The sequence below is a fragment of the Microcoleus sp. MON1_C1 genome, assembly GCF_036701945.1.
Classification (GTDB): Bacteria; Cyanobacteriota; Cyanobacteriia; order Cyanobacteriales; family Microcoleaceae; genus Microcoleus.
The window spans coordinates 10,984-28,345 of sequence record NZ_JAUBRO010000004.1 but is presented as its reverse complement, the minus strand read 5'-3'; the positions used below and the strand labels follow the sequence as shown (position 1 = coordinate 28,345).

Annotated in this window: 13 protein-coding genes and 2 pseudogenes; 7 read left to right on the top strand and 8 right to left on the bottom strand. The window is 46.0% G+C overall.

What is annotated here, in order from left to right:
* Nucleotides 1–309 precede the first annotated feature (309 nt).
* The 5 genes from QUA62_RS03280 to QUA62_RS03260 form a co-directional block, all read right to left on the bottom strand.
* On the bottom strand, nucleotides 310–624 hold the full coding sequence (locus tag QUA62_RS03280) for a YlxR family protein (RefSeq protein ID WP_190738806.1): 315 nt from the start codon (nucleotides 622–624) through the stop codon (nucleotides 310–312).
* Nucleotides 625–718: 94 nt separating this feature from the next.
* Nucleotides 719–2,008: a transcription termination factor NusA gene (gene nusA, locus QUA62_RS03275; RefSeq protein ID WP_333402339.1), complete on the bottom strand. Its 1,290-nt coding sequence runs from the start codon at nucleotides 2,006–2,008 to the stop codon at nucleotides 719–721.
* A gap of 277 nt (nucleotides 2,009–2,285) precedes the next feature.
* Nucleotides 2,286–2,753: a ribosome maturation factor RimP gene (gene rimP / locus QUA62_RS03270; RefSeq protein ID WP_006633025.1), complete on the bottom strand. Its 468-nt coding sequence runs from the start codon at nucleotides 2,751–2,753 to the stop codon at nucleotides 2,286–2,288.
* A 712-nt stretch (nucleotides 2,754–3,465) separates the two neighbouring features.
* The gene (locus QUA62_RS03265) at nucleotides 3,466–4,857 is read right to left on the bottom strand and encodes a response regulator (protein WP_333402338.1); all 1,392 of its coding nucleotides are present in this window, start codon (nucleotides 4,855–4,857) and stop codon (nucleotides 3,466–3,468) included.
* Entirely contained in the window at nucleotides 4,854–7,679 is a 2,826-nt protein-coding gene (locus QUA62_RS03260; RefSeq protein ID WP_333402337.1) for an ATP-binding protein, read from the bottom strand. The genes QUA62_RS03265 and QUA62_RS03260 overlap by 4 nt, the downstream gene beginning before the upstream one ends.
* A gap of 410 nt (nucleotides 7,680–8,089) precedes the next feature.
* Here QUA62_RS03260 and QUA62_RS03255 point away from each other — a divergent pair, with 410 nt between their 5' ends.
* Together QUA62_RS03255 and QUA62_RS03250 are read left to right on the top strand one after the other, a co-directional pair.
* Nucleotides 8,090–8,257 (top strand): hypothetical protein, encoded by a 168-nt coding sequence (locus QUA62_RS03255; RefSeq protein ID WP_333402336.1) that lies wholly within the window; start codon nucleotides 8,090–8,092, stop codon nucleotides 8,255–8,257.
* Nucleotides 8,258–8,551: 294 nt separating this feature from the next.
* Nucleotides 8,552–8,693 (top strand): annotated as a pseudogene (locus QUA62_RS03250) (IS5/IS1182 family transposase); the annotation flags it as partial.
* Between the two features lie 13 nt (nucleotides 8,694–8,706).
* On the opposite strand, the gene QUA62_RS03245 reads toward QUA62_RS03250, so the two are convergent.
* Nucleotides 8,707–10,158: a hypothetical protein gene (locus QUA62_RS03245; protein WP_333402335.1), complete on the bottom strand. Its 1,452-nt coding sequence runs from the start codon at nucleotides 10,156–10,158 to the stop codon at nucleotides 8,707–8,709.
* Between the two features lie 609 nt (nucleotides 10,159–10,767).
* Between QUA62_RS03245 and QUA62_RS29325 the strand changes: the two are divergent.
* From QUA62_RS29325 to QUA62_RS03235, 3 genes and pseudogenes are all read left to right on the top strand, one after another.
* A pseudogene (locus QUA62_RS29325) lies at nucleotides 10,768–10,845 on the top strand (hypothetical protein); the annotation flags it as partial.
* Nucleotides 10,846–10,854: 9 nt separating this feature from the next.
* Entirely contained in the window at nucleotides 10,855–12,267 is a 1,413-nt protein-coding gene (locus tag QUA62_RS03240; RefSeq protein ID WP_445301636.1) for a GUN4 domain-containing protein, read from the top strand.
* A 300-nt stretch (nucleotides 12,268–12,567) separates the two neighbouring features.
* On the top strand, nucleotides 12,568–12,747 hold the full coding sequence (locus QUA62_RS03235) for a hypothetical protein (protein ID WP_333077141.1): 180 nt from the start codon (nucleotides 12,568–12,570) through the stop codon (nucleotides 12,745–12,747).
* Nucleotides 12,748–12,860: 113 nt separating this feature from the next.
* Here the strand turns inward: QUA62_RS03235 and QUA62_RS03230 are convergent, their stop codons facing one another.
* Nucleotides 12,861–13,388 (bottom strand): P-loop NTPase family protein, encoded by a 528-nt coding sequence (locus QUA62_RS03230; RefSeq protein WP_333402333.1) that lies wholly within the window; start codon nucleotides 13,386–13,388, stop codon nucleotides 12,861–12,863.
* Nucleotides 13,389–13,745: 357 nt separating this feature from the next.
* Between QUA62_RS03230 and QUA62_RS03225 the strand changes: the two genes are divergently transcribed.
* Nucleotides 13,746–14,306: a nucleoside monophosphate kinase gene (locus QUA62_RS03225; protein WP_333402485.1), complete on the top strand. Its 561-nt coding sequence runs from the start codon at nucleotides 13,746–13,748 to the stop codon at nucleotides 14,304–14,306.
* A 129-nt stretch (nucleotides 14,307–14,435) separates the two neighbouring features.
* Nucleotides 14,436–15,155, top strand: coding sequence for a ribonuclease PH (gene rph / locus QUA62_RS03220; RefSeq protein WP_333402332.1), 720 nt, complete (start codon nucleotides 14,436–14,438; stop codon nucleotides 15,153–15,155).
* Nucleotides 15,156–15,649: 494 nt separating this feature from the next.
* Here rph and QUA62_RS03215 read toward each other — a convergent pair.
* On the bottom strand, nucleotides 15,650–17,362 hold a 1,713-nt coding region (locus QUA62_RS03215), incomplete at its 5' end, for a CHAT domain-containing protein (protein ID WP_333402331.1).

Here is a 17,362-nt window from a genome sequence, read left to right as displayed (position 1 = left end):
TGATTGATTCAGTGTCAGGAATCGGGGTTTTGGTACTCGCTCAGCAATTTTATCTAAAAGATGCAACTCGCTGAAGTCTGCGGTTGAAGAATTCTCAAGTCTGTTTGGGAACTTGGAACTCCGAAGTCTGAGTTTTGGCAAAACCCACTCTCTCAAGCTTCAAAGTTTGCCTTTCCACCTTGAGGATACCTCTGCTAGTACCCTACCCTTATCTAATCTGACACAAATCTTTCCAGACTGGTGGGCAGATCGGATTGGGGTTTTATAGCTGGCGCTACCGGTAATTACTGGTAGGGCTGCCAAGAGGGTTTATACAGTCGATACCGAACTACTGTCGGTTTTTCGTCCGGCCCGGCCAGAGTAAGATGTACAGTCAGATGTGGCTAAACGCTGCCAAAGTGTTTGGTACAGTTCGTCAGACACAGGCGCTTTGAGCGATCGCCCAAGTCGATTTTTTTTCTGAGCTGCTTTGAGGCATTCTGCTTCCCGACAAAGGTAAGCAGAACGGCCCATGCCACGATCTAATTGTACCTGATGAGAAGGATAGAGCCTGACTACTCGCCAAAAAGCTTCCTTAGGAGCTATTTTTCGACAACTTGCACAGCACCGGTAGTTCGGTTTCATTTCTTGTGAGAGGGAGAGTAGGGGGAGAGGGGAGAGTAGGGGACAAGTCCTCCTGGTCTCCCGAAGACAGAAAATCGTGTAAATGTCACAGTTTTTAGACTGCAGCTTCGGTTTCCTCCGTGGTAGCTGCCTCCTCTTCCTCAAATTCTGCGGCTTCCTCGTCGCCGTCGTAGTCGCCCGCTTCGTCTGCATCGTAGTCGCCTGCTAGTTCTTCGAGCCTAGTTGCTTCTGCTGCCAATTTGCTGTCTTCGGCGGCGCGATCGTACTTAGCAATATCTTTGATATCGATTTTCCAACCGGTTAGGCGGGCTGCGAGGCGGACGTTCTGACCTTCTTTGCCAATGGCAAGACTGAGTTGGTCTTCAGCGACCAAAATGTGAGCTCTCCTGCCTTCGGGAGCAACTAAACGCACTTCATCTACTCTAGCGGGACTCAGAGCGTTGGCAATATAAGTTGCGGGGTCTGGAGACCAGCGGATCACGTCGATTTTTTCGCCGCGCAATTCGTTGACTACTACCTGAATCCGCGATCCCCGCGCTCCGATGCAGGCTCCTACGGGGTCTACGTCGCGATCGAGAGTATCAACTGCTATTTTAGTCCGGGGGCCGACGTGCCGGGATGGCGGATTTGCCTCCCGGGCTACGGCGACAATCCTCACCACCCCGTCTTCTATTTCTGGTACTTCGTTAGCAAACAGGTAAACCACCAAACCTGCGTCGGCTCTAGAAACAAGTAACTGCGGCCCTCTAGTAGAGCCTTCGCCTACCTTTTTGAGATAAACCTTGAATGTAGCGTTGGCCCGATAATTGTCGTTGGGCAACTGTTCGCGCTTAGGGAGTTCGGCATCTACTTCTGGCTGACCGAAGCTGCTGGTGACTGCTAAAATTACCGACTGCCTCTCAAACCTGAGCACTCTTGCTTGAAGAACAGTTTCTTCTAAATCTTTAAACTCTTCTTGAATCATTTTGCGCTGTTGGTCGCGCAGTTTTTGAGCGAGAACTTGTTTGGTCTGGATCGCGGCCATGCGACCAAATTCTTTTTGATTTGGTGTTACGTCTACGAGCACGATGCTCCCAGGCTGAGCTTCCGTGGCTACTTCTTGCACTTCAGAAAGTGAGATTTCGTGATCGGGATTGATGACTTCTTCGACAATAGTTTTGTTGGCTAAAACGCGGAAACCTTCTTGTTCTGCGTCGAGTTCTACATCAAAGTTGTCGAAGTATTCTTCGCTGAAGTGATCGAGTTTTTGGGTACGGCGGTAGCGTTCGTATCCTTTGAGCAGGGCTTCTCGCAAGGCTGCTTGGACGGCGTGTTTGGGTAAATTGCGTTCTTTGCTAATACCTTCGACCATTTCTTTTAGTCCGGGCAGGGGAACCATTGACATATAAAACACTCCTTTTTTGCTGTGGTAATAAGTAACTGGTAATCGGTAATTGGTAATGGGAAATTTTCAAGCAGAAGTGATGACAGAGGAGTGATGAGTTACTGGATAGGATTAGGGGAACTCGGTGCTCTAACAATTTATTTGTTATTCCTATTCAACCCGCTGCTACAGATATGATTGTTAAAAATTAACTCGCAGCCAAGCGTTTTCAGCTTGCTGCGAGGCAATCTCAAAACTCAAAACTCAAAACTCAAAACTCAAAACTCAAAATTTCCCTTTACATCTTTTTTCCTTCGTCTAGTTCAACTTTGACAATCTGAGGGCGGGGAATTTTAACCTGTCGCCCTTTTTGATTGAGATAAACCGCTGTTTCATCCCGGCCCAGGAGTAGTCCTTTCCACTCTTTGATTCGCGAGTCCGGTTCGGTGGTTGTGGCTGTCACGGGGAAACCTTTAAAGGTAATGAATTCTCGATCGCTGCTGAGCAATCGGGATATTCCGGGACTGGAAATCTCTAGCACGTAGGCATCGGGTATGATGTCGGCTGCCTCTAACTCAGCATCGAGGGCTGTGCTCATGCGCTCGCAGTCGGCTAAACCAGTGTCTTGTTGGAGGTTGCGGATGTCTACCCGCAAGACGGGAGGATTTTGGTTGGTGTGAAACACTGCTCCCACTACTTCCAATCCCAGTGTTTCCGCAACGGGGGTAGCTAAGTCTATGATTTGTGGGATTAGGGGATGAGTCATATCGAATACTTCAGTTAAAACTCCTAAACTCGGACACGGGCAAGGAAAAATTTGGTGTTGAGATTGCTTGGCTTTGAGGTGGTTTGATTAGGTGGCTGCGACTTTCGTCTTCAACTTTGGGACTTACCCAACATCCCAGCAGGGGATCTCAAGCGGGGGTGTACCCCTACTAAATCAGTCCTCAACTTGCAAGTCAGACGCCCTGAGCTCTTTTCCTGCGACTAATGCAACAAAAAAAGTGGGCTTGACCCACTCCTAGGTAAAACAATTTCTTCCAAGAAGTTTGAGGACTTCTTCTGATCGAAGGGAGGCCTCAGTTCTCAGTTTAGCTCGATCGCCCGCCCGGTGACAAACCGAACCGGCATCGGCGGACTGTCCGAGGGCAGAAGGGGAGAGCTGACAGGGGAAATAAGGACGACTCGATCACCGTTTTGCAGTGGGGTGGGGCGAGGGCAAATTCCTGGTTGATACCGAAGCCGGTGCGATCGATCCTAGAACAGGCGCGCAGTGGCACTCAGGCGTTCTAGGACTTGCGATACGGGAGTTTCTTTAGGAAATCCTAATTTCAGTTGGGACAAGCCCTGTGCTTCTTGATAGGGGGTGAAGAGCTTGACAGTGATGGTGATGGGTAGATTAGACAGGGGCGATCGCTAAATTAACGGTATAGTTACAAAACAGCCAAACTAAGATTCACCAGAAAAAATCCCCATTACTAATGCTGAATAGGAAGCTCAATTACAAACTCTACCCCCCATTCTGGCGAGGAAATGCAGGTCAGCTTACCACCATGTTTTCGTTCTACGATCTCACGGCTAATAGACAAACCTAAACCTGTCCCTTTACCTACTGATTTAGTAGTAAACATCGGCGTGAATAAATGCTGCATTACTTCCTGAGTTATGCCAACCCCATTATCAGCAATCCGAATCACCACTCTGTCATCCTGAAGCATTTCAGTGCAAATCCGAATCTGTGGAGTGTCATTGCCCTGTTTCTTTTCCCCGCACAGCGGACAACTGATCGTAGACTCTTCTAAAGCATCAATTCCATTCGCCAATATATTCATAAATACCTGATTAAGTTGCCCCGGATAACACTCTACTAGCGGCAATTCCCCATACTCTTTAATCACTGCAATTCCTGGAAAACTTCCTTTAGGTTTCAGTCGATGCCCTAAAATTAATAAGGTACTATCTAGCCCCTCGTGAATATTCACTGGCGTTAGTGCCGATGTGTCCAAGCGAGAAAAATTACGCAGTGACATAGAAAGATTGTAAAGTCGCTCTGTTCCGACCGCCATTGAATCAAGAATTTTTGGCAAATCTTCAACAATAAAATCTAACTCAATCTCCTGGGACTTATCCTCAAATTCTGATGTCGAAGTAACCTTGTGCTGGTAAAGCCGAGTCATCCCGATCAAATCGGCAATATATTCCTTGGCAATAGGGATATTATTGGAGATAAAACTAACTGGATTGTTAATTTCGTGAGCCACCCCAGCTACAAGTTGACCAAGGCAAGCCATCTTTTCACTTTGAACGATTTGCACTTGAGCTTTTTTAAGATTATCCAAAGCTTGAGAAAGCTCAGCCGTTCGTTCTTCCACCCGTTTTTCTAACTCCTGCGCGAGCTGATGTAACGCTGCTTCTGCTGCGAGCCTGTCTTCTATTTCCCGCTTCAGCATTAGGTTTTGCTCTGCAAGAATTTTAGTCAAAGAACGCAGTTTTAAATGGAGGTTGACGCGAGCTAACACCTCCTTTTGTTCAAAGGGCTTAGTAATGTAATCCACCGCCCCTAGATTAAAGCCTTTGACCTTATCTCCTATGTCAGAAAGAGCGGTCATAAAAATTACGGATATTTCGTTCGTCAACGGACTTGCCTTCAACCGATGACAGGTTTCAAACCCGTCAATTCCTGGCATCATCACATCTAACAGAATCAAATCAGGCTGACTATATTCAGCCTGTTCTATGGCAGTTTCGCCATCAGTTGCTACCAATATCTCCCATCCTGAACCAGCTAAAGCTTCAGAAAGCACGTCAAGATTGCTAGGATTGTCATCGACGATTAAGATGCTACTTGTTTCCATATTTGCTGCCTTCATTCTTTTTCTACCCTGTGGGATGTAATAAACTCTTTGATTTTTTTGACCTGATAGCCTTGGGCTAACTGGCGCAGCTCAACAGCAAAGGGCACAAATTGCCGATCTAACTTCTCTAGGTGCTCACTGCGCTTCACAATTCCTTTCACGTTGCCTCTCATCGCCAGTTCAAATAAAAGTTCAATTTCTCCTGGCGGGGGAGCCACTACAGATTTCGATTCAGTAAGTGATTGAGCATCTGATGAAAAAGGAATAGTGCTGATTTTTTCATTCTTTCCTTCCTCATATATCCATTCAAGTTTTAAATACTTTTGCAATATCTCAAATAGCTCTTCTGCCTGCACTGGCTTACCGACAAAATCGTTTGCTCCTCCCTCCAAACTTTTATGTTGGTCGGTAGCAAATACACTGGCAGAGGAAGCAATGATTGCCACGTCTTTATAGTGTGGCAAATTTCGGATACGGCGCATCATCTCAAAGCCATCTAACACTGGCATCACTAAGTCAGTGATAATCAAATCGAACTTAAACTCTTCTACTTTTTCTAAACCCTCTTGACCGTTTTTAGCTTCGGTTACTTCAAAGCCGAGGGGCTCTAGGAGATTGACAATGACCGAGAGGTTTTCCCATTTGTCATCCACAACCAAAACTTTCTGCTTTCTACCTTGGTAGCCAACCAACTTTCTTGGCTTGGCAACCGTGGCTGTATTTGCCCAGTCTGCCGCTTCCGGTAAATCCAAATCTAGCCAAAAAACACTGCCTGTTCCTGACTGACTTTTTACTTGAATTGTACTACCCATCATTTCGACAATTTTCTGGCTAATTGTTAAACCGAGTCCGGTTCCTTCCGCCTGACGCTTGCTGTCTCCTACCTGTTCAAAAGGCAAAAATATTTTTTTTAATTGTTCGGGTGTCATACCCACGCCAGTATCTTCAATTTGAAACCTAATTTTGTGAATTGGTGAGGCTGGCTTTTGCTCATTGGTTTGTACCTTTTCACCTGTGCCCTTTTCCAGATGTTCTATCTTAAAAGTCACTCGTCCTGAGTCTGTAAACTTAATTGCATTGCTCAGTAAGTTAATTAGTACCTGTCGCAAGCGTTTTGCGTCAGCGTAGATGCCAGCAGGAATTTCCAAACTGGGTTGATAAACAAAAGCAATTCCTTTTTGTTCGGCTCGGATGTGGCAGATTTCCGCGACTCCCTGCAAAAAGGAAGGAAAATGGAAATCTTTCGCGTACAGTTCCAGTTTCTGAGCTTCAATTTTAGCGAGGTCTAAGATGTCATTAATCAGGGTTAACAGGTGGGAACCACACTGGTGAATAATACTGATGCCTTGGATATCTTTCGGAGCCATGGTTTTTGAGCGTTCTAGGATTTGAGCGTATCCTAAAATTCCATTGAGTGGCGTTCTCAATTCGTGACTCATATTCGCTAAAAATTCACTTTTAGCTTGGTTGGCAGTATCAGCGATTTGTTTGGCTTCCGTGAGTTCAGCGGTGCGTTCTTCTACTCGGATTTCTAGCTCGGAATTGGTCTTGGCTAGCGCCTCAAAAGATTCGCGCAACTGTTGTGCCATCAGGTTGAAAGACTGACCCAAAACTTCTAGTTCTTCTACGCCTTTTACCTGCACATTTTTCTCTAAGTCGCCACTGGCGATCGCTCTCGAAGCTGCGCTCAAACGGAGAATCGGGCTGGTAATCCAGCGTGCGGTTAAGATTCCCAAAACGGTAGCTAGCGCCAAGGCTCCCAAACACAACAAAATGGTAGTCTGGGTATTGGCGTTAATTTGATCCATGAAATCGCTTTCAGGAACTACGACGACGATCAGCCAGTCCAATCCTCGGCTATCCTGAAAGGGCATAACTTGGAGGAATTGTCGCTGGCCGGCGATCGTAAAATCCAATTGCTGAGATCTGTTAATTTTAATCAGGTCGCCAAAGTGTTCTTTTAAATGCGCTGTTGTCAGCCGAATTAAATCATCTGTGCTATCTAAAGCATTCAGGCGATCGAGCTGGTCATTGTTGGTGATAAATGCTTCTTTGAGAGTTGAACTGGCTACTAGGAGTCCAGAACGTTCCATAATGAATGTCTGTCCCGATCGACCGATGTTTAAGCTGTGCAGGAAGTCACTGAGGAAAGAGATCAGAAAATTAGCAACGAATACCCCGCGCAGTTCGCCACTGTCGTCATAAACTGGATGTCCGGCAGGAAGCGAGAGCGTTTTCTGACCTGTAAGTGAAAAAATTTCGCTCCATGTCGGCTTGCCTAAGCGTACACTGTCTTTATACCATGAACGGCTGAGTATATTGTAGTTGCGGGAGACTGTTAAGAGCTTCGTTTGATTGCCTTTGCTATCAGATTCATAAATATGAAGTTCATTCCGATGCTCTTTGTCTGCTATTTTAAAAACTACTTTGCCATTCTCTTGGCGTTCAATGGCAATGAATTCTCCAGTTTTAGTAGCAAAACCCATATTGGGTAGAGAAGGAAATGCTTGAATTTGCTCCCACAAATAGCGTTCCGTACTCTCCAATTCGTCGGGATTTAAGTATCCTAGTCGAAGGGCATTGGCATTCAGTTGATTGACGCGAGGGGCTGTATCTACGTATGTGTTGAGCTGCTGCTGGATGCGGGCCGTAATTTCACTCCGCAACTGGCTGGCCACTTCGTTGACTGCTTTTTGCCCGTTGCGTAAGGATAGCCAGCCTGTCAGCCCGACGGCAGCAAAGATTTGCACGACGAATGGCAATACTAAAATCAGGCGAAGTGACAGCTTCTTTTGAGAACGGTTTGACAAGAAAGTGGTTGGAGAGGTCTGTGACATTGATTGGTGTTACTCCTGGGGTAACCAGTTGGCTGAAAAATATCAGTAGATTTAGTGAAATGAGACTGAGGAAATATATATTGAAAAGCAATCTATAATAGTTACTGAAAAGTTTGAGACAGTAACTTGCTTAAACAAGCATCGCTACTTACGTGTTTTCTCTGAGATCGTTATAATAATAGCTGACTAAAGATACGGACGGACCTTATTTTTTTCTAGCATTTGTAAATATTTTTAGCCTTTAGGAAACCAGTTAGCAATGATCTCTAATAGACTACCTGGTTTACAGCTATTTGTAGTAGTTTTTAACTTTACTTTACAGATTGACTCTAAAAAGTAGGGTTTCATCGGAGTTACATATAAATTGATATAATATACGTCTCAAAAAATTGACCTTGCTCGCTAAAAAGATGACACGCCAGCCTGCGGAGAACCGTAACGGCGGTCTAACTCACTACCGCGCTGAAGATTTGATGCACAACTCTGCAGATGACTCTCGTAGAGAATGCCGATCGCAAATGAAACTTTACAATTCCAGCAAGTTTCATTTGCAGGAGTTACAGCAGGGTAATTGCTAATTGCTAATTGGGGAAGAAAAAAATAAGTAGAGCGGTGGAGCAGAGGGGATTATGACACAGAAGAGGGTTAGGGCTATTCTTTTAATTCTGGGAAACTATCTCAGCTTAATAGTGAATTTGGTACTAGAGGTGAACAGAGGGCTGGCAAGGATTTTAAGGTTCTTCAAATCCGAGAGGCTAGGGTTTGTCATCAGTTGATGTAAAGGAAGGTAAAGGAGAGATACAGCCGACTAGAAGGATTCGATCGGCAGGACAAGCGGCCGTTATGCCCTACGGGATTAACAGTGGGAAAGGATCAAAGATTTGTTGCGCGGACATGAAGGTTATGTGGGTGGGACAGTCGGCCTACAATCGGTTGTTCGTGGAAGCGGTGTTGTACCGCTACCCAGGGGGCATCGCCTGGGGAGACTTGCCCGAACGGTTTGGGGACTTCCGAGTGATGACACGCCCTAACGCGGGGCTATCCGTTGCAGTTCTTTGGCTTGTTCTAAAATTTTCTCGAAGTCTTCTTCGCTCAACCGCTGAATGTAGTTGATTTTGAACTCTTCTAGGAAGTCGCACAGCAGCAGTTGTATTTCTTGCCAGGTGTGCTGCTGTTGCAGTTCGGTTCCTAAAGCTTGCCCGAAATGTTGGACTAGCTGGCTTGAGAGTTTGATGCTTATGGGGTCTTCGCTGGCGATTTTGAAGGCTTCGTAGGCATCTTGGGGGCCGAGGGTGACTAATTTTGAGAGTTCTGCAACTAATTGCTGTGCTAGCTGTCCGGGCAGGTTTCCCAGACCGGGTACTTGCTTCCATCCTTCATACAGGGGGGATTGTTTGAGGAAGGTTTCAATATTGTACCGGAGGAGGGCTTCTAGGTCTGGCTGGAGTTGGGGGAGGACTTTGTAGACGGTTATTTGGACTAGATGGGTGGCGATCGCTTCTATTTCATTGATATTGTTGATGTCTACATAGCGCTGTTTTTGGGATTGAAAGAGTTGACGAGTTAGTTCGCCGGTGGTAATTGATTGTTGCATCTGGTTGATGAGTTGAATTACTACAACTTCGGTCAATTCTTGGGCGAAGTTGGCGACGAAACCTCGGCTGATTTGGGTGCGTATGGGTTGGAGATCTGGCATTTTGGCTTGGTGGATGCGAATTGTGACGGGTAATACTCGCAACAGGCGCCAGAATGGGAGCAGCAGGAAGATGTCGTACCATCGCCAGAGCATGGCGGCTCGCCAAGTGACGCTGCGGTGGCGGCGGGTGATCAAGTAGGTACGGGCTAGAAATTCGATCGCGAATATGGCAATAAATGGCAGGTCGATTTGCCAAAAGTTATCGATGAATTCGCCGTTTTCTCCAATCTCGCGGTAATAGTTGGTGGCGATTAATGGCTTGATTTTGGCGTCAAACCACTTGATTTCTTTTTGCCAGCCTTGTTTGTTTAAATAGTCTTGGCTCCAGAATCTTTGGAATGATTGTTTAGCGGAGTCTTGCGGATTCGGGACGCGATCGCGCATCCGGTCTTTTATTTTTTCTAGGGTGCCACTTTTTGATGCTACTCGAAAGGGATCTTCGTCGATCATTTTCGCGCTCAGATTGTTTATTTCCTGCAATTTGGCTGCTACTTGGGGAGAGGGCAACCCTGTTTGCACTACTTGAATTTTTAATTCTTCTAAGGTTTCCAGATATTGCTGGGTGTCTCGGTGGGGTTTAATTCCTTTAAATGGGTCGTATACTTGAGTTAGAACTGGCAGTTGCCGGAGGTAGAAATCTCGACCGGGGACGTAAGTTATGTCAAATAATACTAGGCTTAAATTTCCTAGGGCGACCAGTGCCATGAACCGCTCAAACCAGGGTACTTTTGGTGATTTGTTGCGGGATTTTGGAGTGGGAGAGGGCTGTAGTTTTGGTGTCACTGGGGATTCCTAATTAAGTAGACCGATCGAATTAGATGTAACTGGTAATAGCTGAAAAAAGGAAACAGGGAAAACTGGCTAAGTGTCTGGTCTGGCTCGGATTGCGATCGAGGAAGCTAGTATTGATTTTAACGTGCATTTGTTGGGGATTTTTGGATTGTTAATTATGCCTGGTTAAGTTAAAAATTATACGGGTAAAATATTAAAGTATATCGAACTTGACGCAACCTGTGGCTCCCGTTAGTGTGCTTCTCTCTGACAATAAAATTATATCTCAGGCGGAATCCTCAGTTTTTTTGGCGTTGCAGAGGCCACGGGGCTGGTAATAAATTACTATTTCTGTTTGATCTAGGGGCTATTTGACCGCTAAATCAAATGTATTGCACGGCTCGGAGTCTAAGGTTAGATGTGGACTTCGAGTTTGAGGTCAAACCCTTAAGAGAGTTATACTTGCTCAGGGGCAGTCTGGCGAGAGCGCCCCCTCCGATCGCGAGGGTGGCGGCCGCCTCCGTAAGGTTCGAGGTTTCGCCTCTACAAAAACCAGCTCGCGATCGGACTCTTGAATAATATAAAACCCTGAGTATAATTTTGTTCGCATTTTTTTAATATATGACATACTGCCTTAATCTCGATTGCCCAAGAGACAAGCGTCAGAACCCACCAGGCACAAAGTATTGTCTTCATTGTGGTTCAAAGTTGCTGCTAAAAGACCTTTATGCAGCAACTGAACCGCTGCGCGATGGGGGATTTGGCAGGACTTTCCGAGCTGTTAATCATGGAAAATTTGAGGAATTGTGCGTGATTAAACAGTTGTCTCCCCCTCAAGAGTTTCAGCGGAAGCCCGGTCATTTTAAAAAATATGTTCGGCTGTTTGAACAAGAGGCAAGGCGGTTATACGAACTGAAGCACCCGCAAATTCCTCAGTTAATTTCTTATTTTGAGGAAGATGGGCGCTTGTATTTAGTGCAAGAGTTTATTGATGGCTATAATTTAAAGGATGAGTTAGAAAAGTACGGTGCTTATAGCGAAATTAAAACTTGCGAACTGCTGTTAGATTTGTTGCCTTTATTGAAGTTTGTTCACGACAGAAATGTAATTCACCGCGATATTAAACCTGAGAATGTGATCCGCCGGGCTCGCGATCGTAAGTTAGTGCTGATAGATTTTGGGGTTTCTAAACAGGTAGTAGCTGCTGCTCCTACCAAAACGGGAACTAAGTTGGGAACTCCCGGCTACGCGGCTCTAGAACAGCGTCACGGTAGGGCTGTTCCTGCTAGCGACCTTTATAGTTTGGGGGTGACTTGCATTCGCTTGCTGACTTCTGTTATGCCTTACCTGGATATCTATGGAGACATTCACGATGACCTTTACGATCCGCTTGAAGGCCGCTGGCTTTGGAGGGAGGCTTTGCCGAAAGGAACACAAATTAGCCAGGATTTAGGTCAGGTTTTGGATAAGTTGATTCAGGAATATGTTAAAGATCGCTACAAATCGGCTGTGGAAGTTTTGGATGCTTTAAAACCTCCTGTTGTTATTGTCCCTGTGCTCGAAAAGTCGCAGCAAACAACTGTCATTAGTCCTTCGGTGCCGACTCAACCGGTGACTGATCCTCCGCTAGTTTCTGTGAATTTAGAGTCCGAAAAAGGTATTGATTATTCTCACTTGGCAAGGCTGCTGGCTGCTAAAAATTGGCGGGGTGCTGATGAGGAAACTTCTGTGAAAATGCTGGAGGTGATGCAGCAACTTTCACGCGGTTATTTGAGCGAGGAAGATATTAGGAAGTTTCCCGCTAAGGATTTGCAGACTATCGATCAACTTTGGGTGCGGCACAGTCACCGCAGATTTGGTTTTTCTGTGCAAAAGGGTTTGTGGGTAAAGTCGGGGGGAAAGGCTGGTGTTTATGATGCTACAGTTTGGGAGAAGTTTGGCGATCGAGTAGGCTGGCGGGTTAACAGCCAGTGGGTATACTATTCGGAGCTGAATTTTACTTCTAAGGCAAAGCCTGGACATTTGCCGGGGGGGACTGTTTTTGGGTGGGAAGGCGGGGTTTTGTGCGGTGTTTTGGGTTTGGGTGGGATCTGGTTTCTGCTGTCGCGGCGGGATTTGTAAAGGGAAGGTAGAAGGTAGAAGGCAGAATTTATTAGTCACGCTGCACCCCAAGTGTAGTTTAAGTGTTAGTCATGAAATAGTTTTGAGTGGGGAATTAAAGAATTAACAAGTTTTTAGTTTAATCATTTGTCATGTAGGAATTAGGTATAAAGAAAGCGGAAAATAAGATATAATCACAAACTATTTTTTTTGTGCTATGTTCTTAGAGAAGGGCAAGTTTACAAAGTCAAAAGCCAGTCCTCGGCCCTGCCAAAGCATGGGGACTGGCTTTGGCTCCAATTTACCAAGGAGATATATATTATGTTGCAAGAAAAACGTCTCAAGCCGTGGACTATAGTTCGCTCGCTTCCAAATGTGGAAAAGGTGGTTGTGGGTGAGTTTCGCAGTTGGTCTGATGCCGACGGTCACTTGAAAATTCTCAAGCGGATGGTGCCGGCGGATCGATTGAGTGTTGTGTTCGATCCGGTAGTTCAAGCGTAACGTCGCTGGTAAATTGATCAGCGTGCGATCGCTCTTTGAGCTAAGCGATCGCCTATTTTTTTACATAAAAAATGCAACCGCTAAAAAGGATCTCGCAACTTGAATCATTGTCCTTAACTGCGGCGAATTTCAGTAATTTGGTCGGCTACATCCAAAATTCTTTGGGGCATGGATGGCCCGGTAAAAATCATATCCAAATGATGCGGCTTGTTGTCAATCAATGCCACCACTTCGGCTTCGGGAATCAAGCCCAAATTAACCGCTAAACTCAATTCATCGAGAATAACTAAGGAATAACGACCTTCGCGCACTGCATTTTGAACATACTGCCACAATTGTTCGATCGCTCGCGTCTCCAGCTCATCTAAATCGGCCTTCTCAATGCAGCGTGACAAATCGCAGCGCACCCAATCTAAATTTTGCCCCAGCCGCACCGGATGCTGATGCCCTTGATTAATTCCCCCTTTGAGGAACTGCACCGCTAGCACGGGAGCTCCCTGTCCTGCAATTCGGAGGGCCTGAGCCATGACACTGGTAAAAAAGCAGCGGTGCGGGCCTGTAAAGACTTGCACCAGCCCTTGAACTGTGTAGGGCAAGCTGTGGTTTAAATTTAGTTTAGGGGTTTGTAACTGAGCAACCATAGGGCAATATTTAATCAGCAACTAAGTCTTGAGTGCAGCTCCGACCTTGGCGTGGCTGAAGCCTGCTTGACAATATATAGTGTACGGGGCCGAGTGCACATCGGATCGAACACTAGATATACAAGTTGTCAAAAGCTCGCGGCAGTGGCATTCGCAGTCATTTGTTCAATTTTGGAACTCAATTAGCACTTACGCAGAAACGGGGTTTTTTACCAAAATACGGCTTGGAGCTTGACATTTATACAGTTATAGGGTGAAAAACCTAGGTGATGAGAGTCTTGCTGCGTCCAGGGCTTTCAAGAAAAGGTACACACATCGCGTAAAATTTTGAATGTCGCGGCACTAGGAGCAGGGACTGTGAGAGTGGTGATTCTGGGAGGGCCAGGAGCGGGAAAGGGAACTCAGGCTGAACTACTGTGCAGCAATTTGAGCCTTCCTTTGCTGGCTGTGGGGGACATTCTACGGGAGGCGATCGCAGAAGACACAGATTTAGGCAAGCGGGCGGTGTCTTATGTCGAAAGAGGGGAATTAGTTCCCGACGCCACTATGATTGAATTCTTTCGCCGCCGGCTGCTGCTGTGGGATGTCTTTAATGGCTGGGTGTTGGAGGGCTATCCGCGAACTGCTTTTCAAGCTGAGGAGTTGGATTTTTTATTAGAGGAGTTGGCGCAGGAGCTAGATTGGGCAGTTTGGCTGAAAGTGCCGATCGAGGTTTTGCTGAGCAGGTCGATCGAGCGCGATCGATCGGATGACCACCCTGAAATTTTACAGCGTCGCCTCGATTTGTTCCACGAACGCACTATTCCTCTTTTAGAGTATTATGAATACCGCAACAAACTGTTAACTGTGGATGGCGATCGATCGCCAGAACAAGTCCAGCAGGATATTCTCCAATTGATCGAGGCTAAAGGTCAATAGTCATAGCATTTTAGATTTTACATTTTAGATTGAATGACTGCATATTTAACGAATCCAAAAAGACCGGAAGATTAATACCCAATTTTCAATTTTTAATTCCAATTACCCAGTACCCATCACCTAAATATTATGTCTTTCCAGCGTCCAGATGGCCGACAACCAAATCAAATTCGTCCGATTAGTTTCGATCGACAGTTTACCAAATTTGCTAGCGGTTCCGTACTCGCAAAAAGTGGCGATACTCAGGTACTTTGCAGCGTTACAATCAAGCCGGGAGTGCCGAGATTTCTGGAGAATACCGGACAAGGTTGGCTGACAGCGGAATACCGAATGTTGCCCGGTTCTACGCCGCAGCGACAAGAGCGGGAATTTATGAAATTATCGGGACGCACTCAAGAGATTCAGCGGTTGATTGGGCGCAGTTTGCGATCGTGCTTGGATATGCAACTATTGGGGGAACGCACCATACTTGTGGATGCGGATGTTTTGCAAGCTGACGCTGGGACTCGCACGACTTCAATTACTGGCGGGTTTGTGGCTGTGGCTGACGCTTTAAACAAGTTGGTACAAAAAGGTGATTTAGAGCGATCGCCCATGATTCGTCAAGTGGCGGCGGTGTCTGTGGGACTTTTGGAAGGAGAAGCGTTTTTAGATTTGAATTATCTTGAAGATGTGGCGGCTGAAATTGATTGTAATGTGGTAATGAATGGAGATTTGAATATCATCGAAATTCAGGGAACTGCAGAAGAAGGAAGTTTCAGTCGGAGTCAGTTAAATCAAATTTTGGATGTGGCAGAAATCGGGATTCAAGAATTGTTGGAGGCTCAGCAGCAAGCTTTGGTTGAGTAGGACTTACGCATGGGAGTCAAGAAACCGGGTTTTGACGATAATACTTCGTTTCAGTCAGCAGATTTGGTAAAAACCGGGTTTCTTTGGTGCAAGTGCGACAGTAAGCCTTTCTAGGGACACGTCAATGCCCATTGATTGGTGTCAACTTAAACCGAAATATCACTTAACCCCAAATACCGCCAGGGGTTTAAACCCCTGGCTAATAGCGAAAGTCCTCTAAAAGAGGACTGAATAATTTATTCATTAGACTTCTCAATAAATTAGATTTTAGCTTAGGCTTAACTTCGGTTTCAGGTTTTTTTTGGAGATACAGCGGGAACCGCTGTAATAATTCCGGTGCAACCGGAAACGATATCAAGCGATCGTGTGATGGCGGACTCGGCATAAAAAATAGTGAAAAGGCCGATCGCACTGAGAACTTGCTGGCTTGCGGGCGATCGACCTTTCCCCAAAAATCATTGATATCCAACCCATAACAAATCACTAATCACCCATCACCAAGCACTCCCAATCATCACAAAAGCCGACCAATAATAAGGATGCGACAACTTCAAATCCGCAAACCCTTGCAGCGAACTCGGCAACTCCACCCCCTGACCCCGACTCAAACCCCGCAATCTTCCCCCCTCCAAACGCACATCTCCCCGCAACATGGCAATTTGCGCTTGTCGCAGCGCCGCCCCCTTAATTCGCGCCGTCTTCAACTGCTGGTAAAACTCACTCATCAATCCCAAAGTACCTTCATCACTCACGTACCACAAACTCCCCAAAGCCGTTTGCACCCCCGCTTGCAGCGCCAAACCCCCGAAACCCAACTCCGCCTGTGCATCTCCCACCGCAGTCCGACAAGCACTTAAAACTAACAGATTAACCTGCGGATCATTCAATCTCAAATCCCGCAATTGATCCAGTCGCAGCCGACTATTCCAAAACTGAATAAAAGAATTATTCGGTGCTCCGGGTCGAAATTCGCCGTGAGTAGCTAAGTGAATAACCCCAAAAGGTCGGCTTTGATGCTGTCGCTTCAAATTATCCAAAGTGAAATCCTCATTCAGAAAACTAACTCCCGGCCATTCTCGGGAAATAGCCGCTATTTCAGCAGGAACTGCAGGCAAAGGATTCAACTCAGAAAATTCAGAAGCACCCATTGCTAAAACTTGAGAATTTCTGAGATCGACGTAGCGAGTATCTGTTAAATTAATGCTGGGCATCAGGCTGAGATTGTACTTTTCCACCAAAAATTGCTGTCCGTCGTGCAAAGCAGCAAAGGGCATACCTCTCAAACCTCGATCGACAACAAAGGAAATAGTATCGGTTTCGCACTTTTTCAAACTGTCCTCTAAAGGCGCAATCATCCACTTATAAAGCTGTTGGGAAGAGGGTAGATAACTCGTAGTAGCCCGCACTCCCGGTTTGGTAATCTCATCCCTGAACTGAGTTACAACTTTCAGCAGTTCTGCCCGGTTCGCAGCCGGCACACTTTTGTGAACCACTTCACCGCAAGAATTTATTAGCATTAAATTTAATTCTTCGGGCTGCGAGAACAGATAAATTAAGCTGGGTTTCGTGCCCGTTTCTGCGCCCACCGATGCTAACTTTTTTTGGATTTCCTCTGGGGATACCAACTCGTCGCTGATGTTGATGCCGAAATATTCCCGAAATTCTTGGCTGAAAGATTTGTCCAGCAGAGACAAAGCGGCCGATATATTGCCAATTTCCAAATTCCTGCCAATATCGCCGCGAAATGCTGACTGAATAACTGAATCTCTGATATTTGAATTGATGAAATTTCTCAGTCCTCTGGGAGATTGCATTCTTTCGGGTGGCATCCTGTCTCCCGGTTTTCCTATATCTCGCGATATTCTGTTTTGGTTCTGCCGCTGTTCGCGACTAAAGGGTTGGTTGGGTTCGGGGAAAAGCGATCGCCCTCTATCAAATGGCAATCTATCCCTTGGTGATATGGGGGGCGAATTGGGGTTATTGGGATTATTGGGATTATTAGGGCTATTGGGATTATTGGGATTATTAGGGCTATTGGGATTAGTTGGAATGTCGGGATTAGTTGGAATGTCGGGATTAGTTGGAATGTCGGGATTAGTTGGAATGTCGGGATTAGTTGGAATGTCGGGGTTAGTTGGAATGTCGGGATTAGTTGGAATGTCGGGATTAGTTGGAATGTCGGGATTAGTTGGAATGTCGGGATTAGT

What these genes read in the sequence shown, in the direction of transcription:
- QUA62_RS03280 (WP_190738806.1), bottom strand. Translation starts at nt 624, where the DNA reads ATGAAACCGAACTACCGGTGCTGTGCAAGTTGTCGAAAAATAGCTCCT.
- nusA (WP_333402339.1), bottom strand. Translation starts at nt 2,008, where the DNA reads ATGTCAATGGTTCCCCTGCCCGGACTAAAAGAAATGGTCGAAGGTATT.
- rimP (WP_006633025.1), bottom strand. Translation starts at nt 2,753, where the DNA reads ATGACTCATCCCCTAATCCCACAAATCATAGACTTAGCTACCCCCGTT.
- QUA62_RS03265 (WP_333402338.1), bottom strand. Translation starts at nt 4,857, where the DNA reads ATGAAGGCAGCAAATATGGAAACAAGTAGCATCTTAATCGTCGATGAC.
- QUA62_RS03260 (WP_333402337.1), bottom strand. Translation starts at nt 7,679, where the DNA reads ATGTCACAGACCTCTCCAACCACTTTCTTGTCAAACCGTTCTCAAAAG.
- QUA62_RS03255 (WP_333402336.1), top strand. Translation starts at nt 8,090, where the DNA reads ATGACACGCCAGCCTGCGGAGAACCGTAACGGCGGTCTAACTCACTAC.
- QUA62_RS03235 (WP_333077141.1), top strand. Translation starts at nt 12,568, where the DNA reads ATGTTGCAAGAAAAACGTCTCAAGCCGTGGACTATAGTTCGCTCGCTT.
- QUA62_RS03230 (WP_333402333.1), bottom strand. Translation starts at nt 13,388, where the DNA reads ATGGTTGCTCAGTTACAAACCCCTAAACTAAATTTAAACCACAGCTTG.
- rph (WP_333402332.1), top strand. Translation starts at nt 14,436, where the DNA reads ATGTCTTTCCAGCGTCCAGATGGCCGACAACCAAATCAAATTCGTCCG.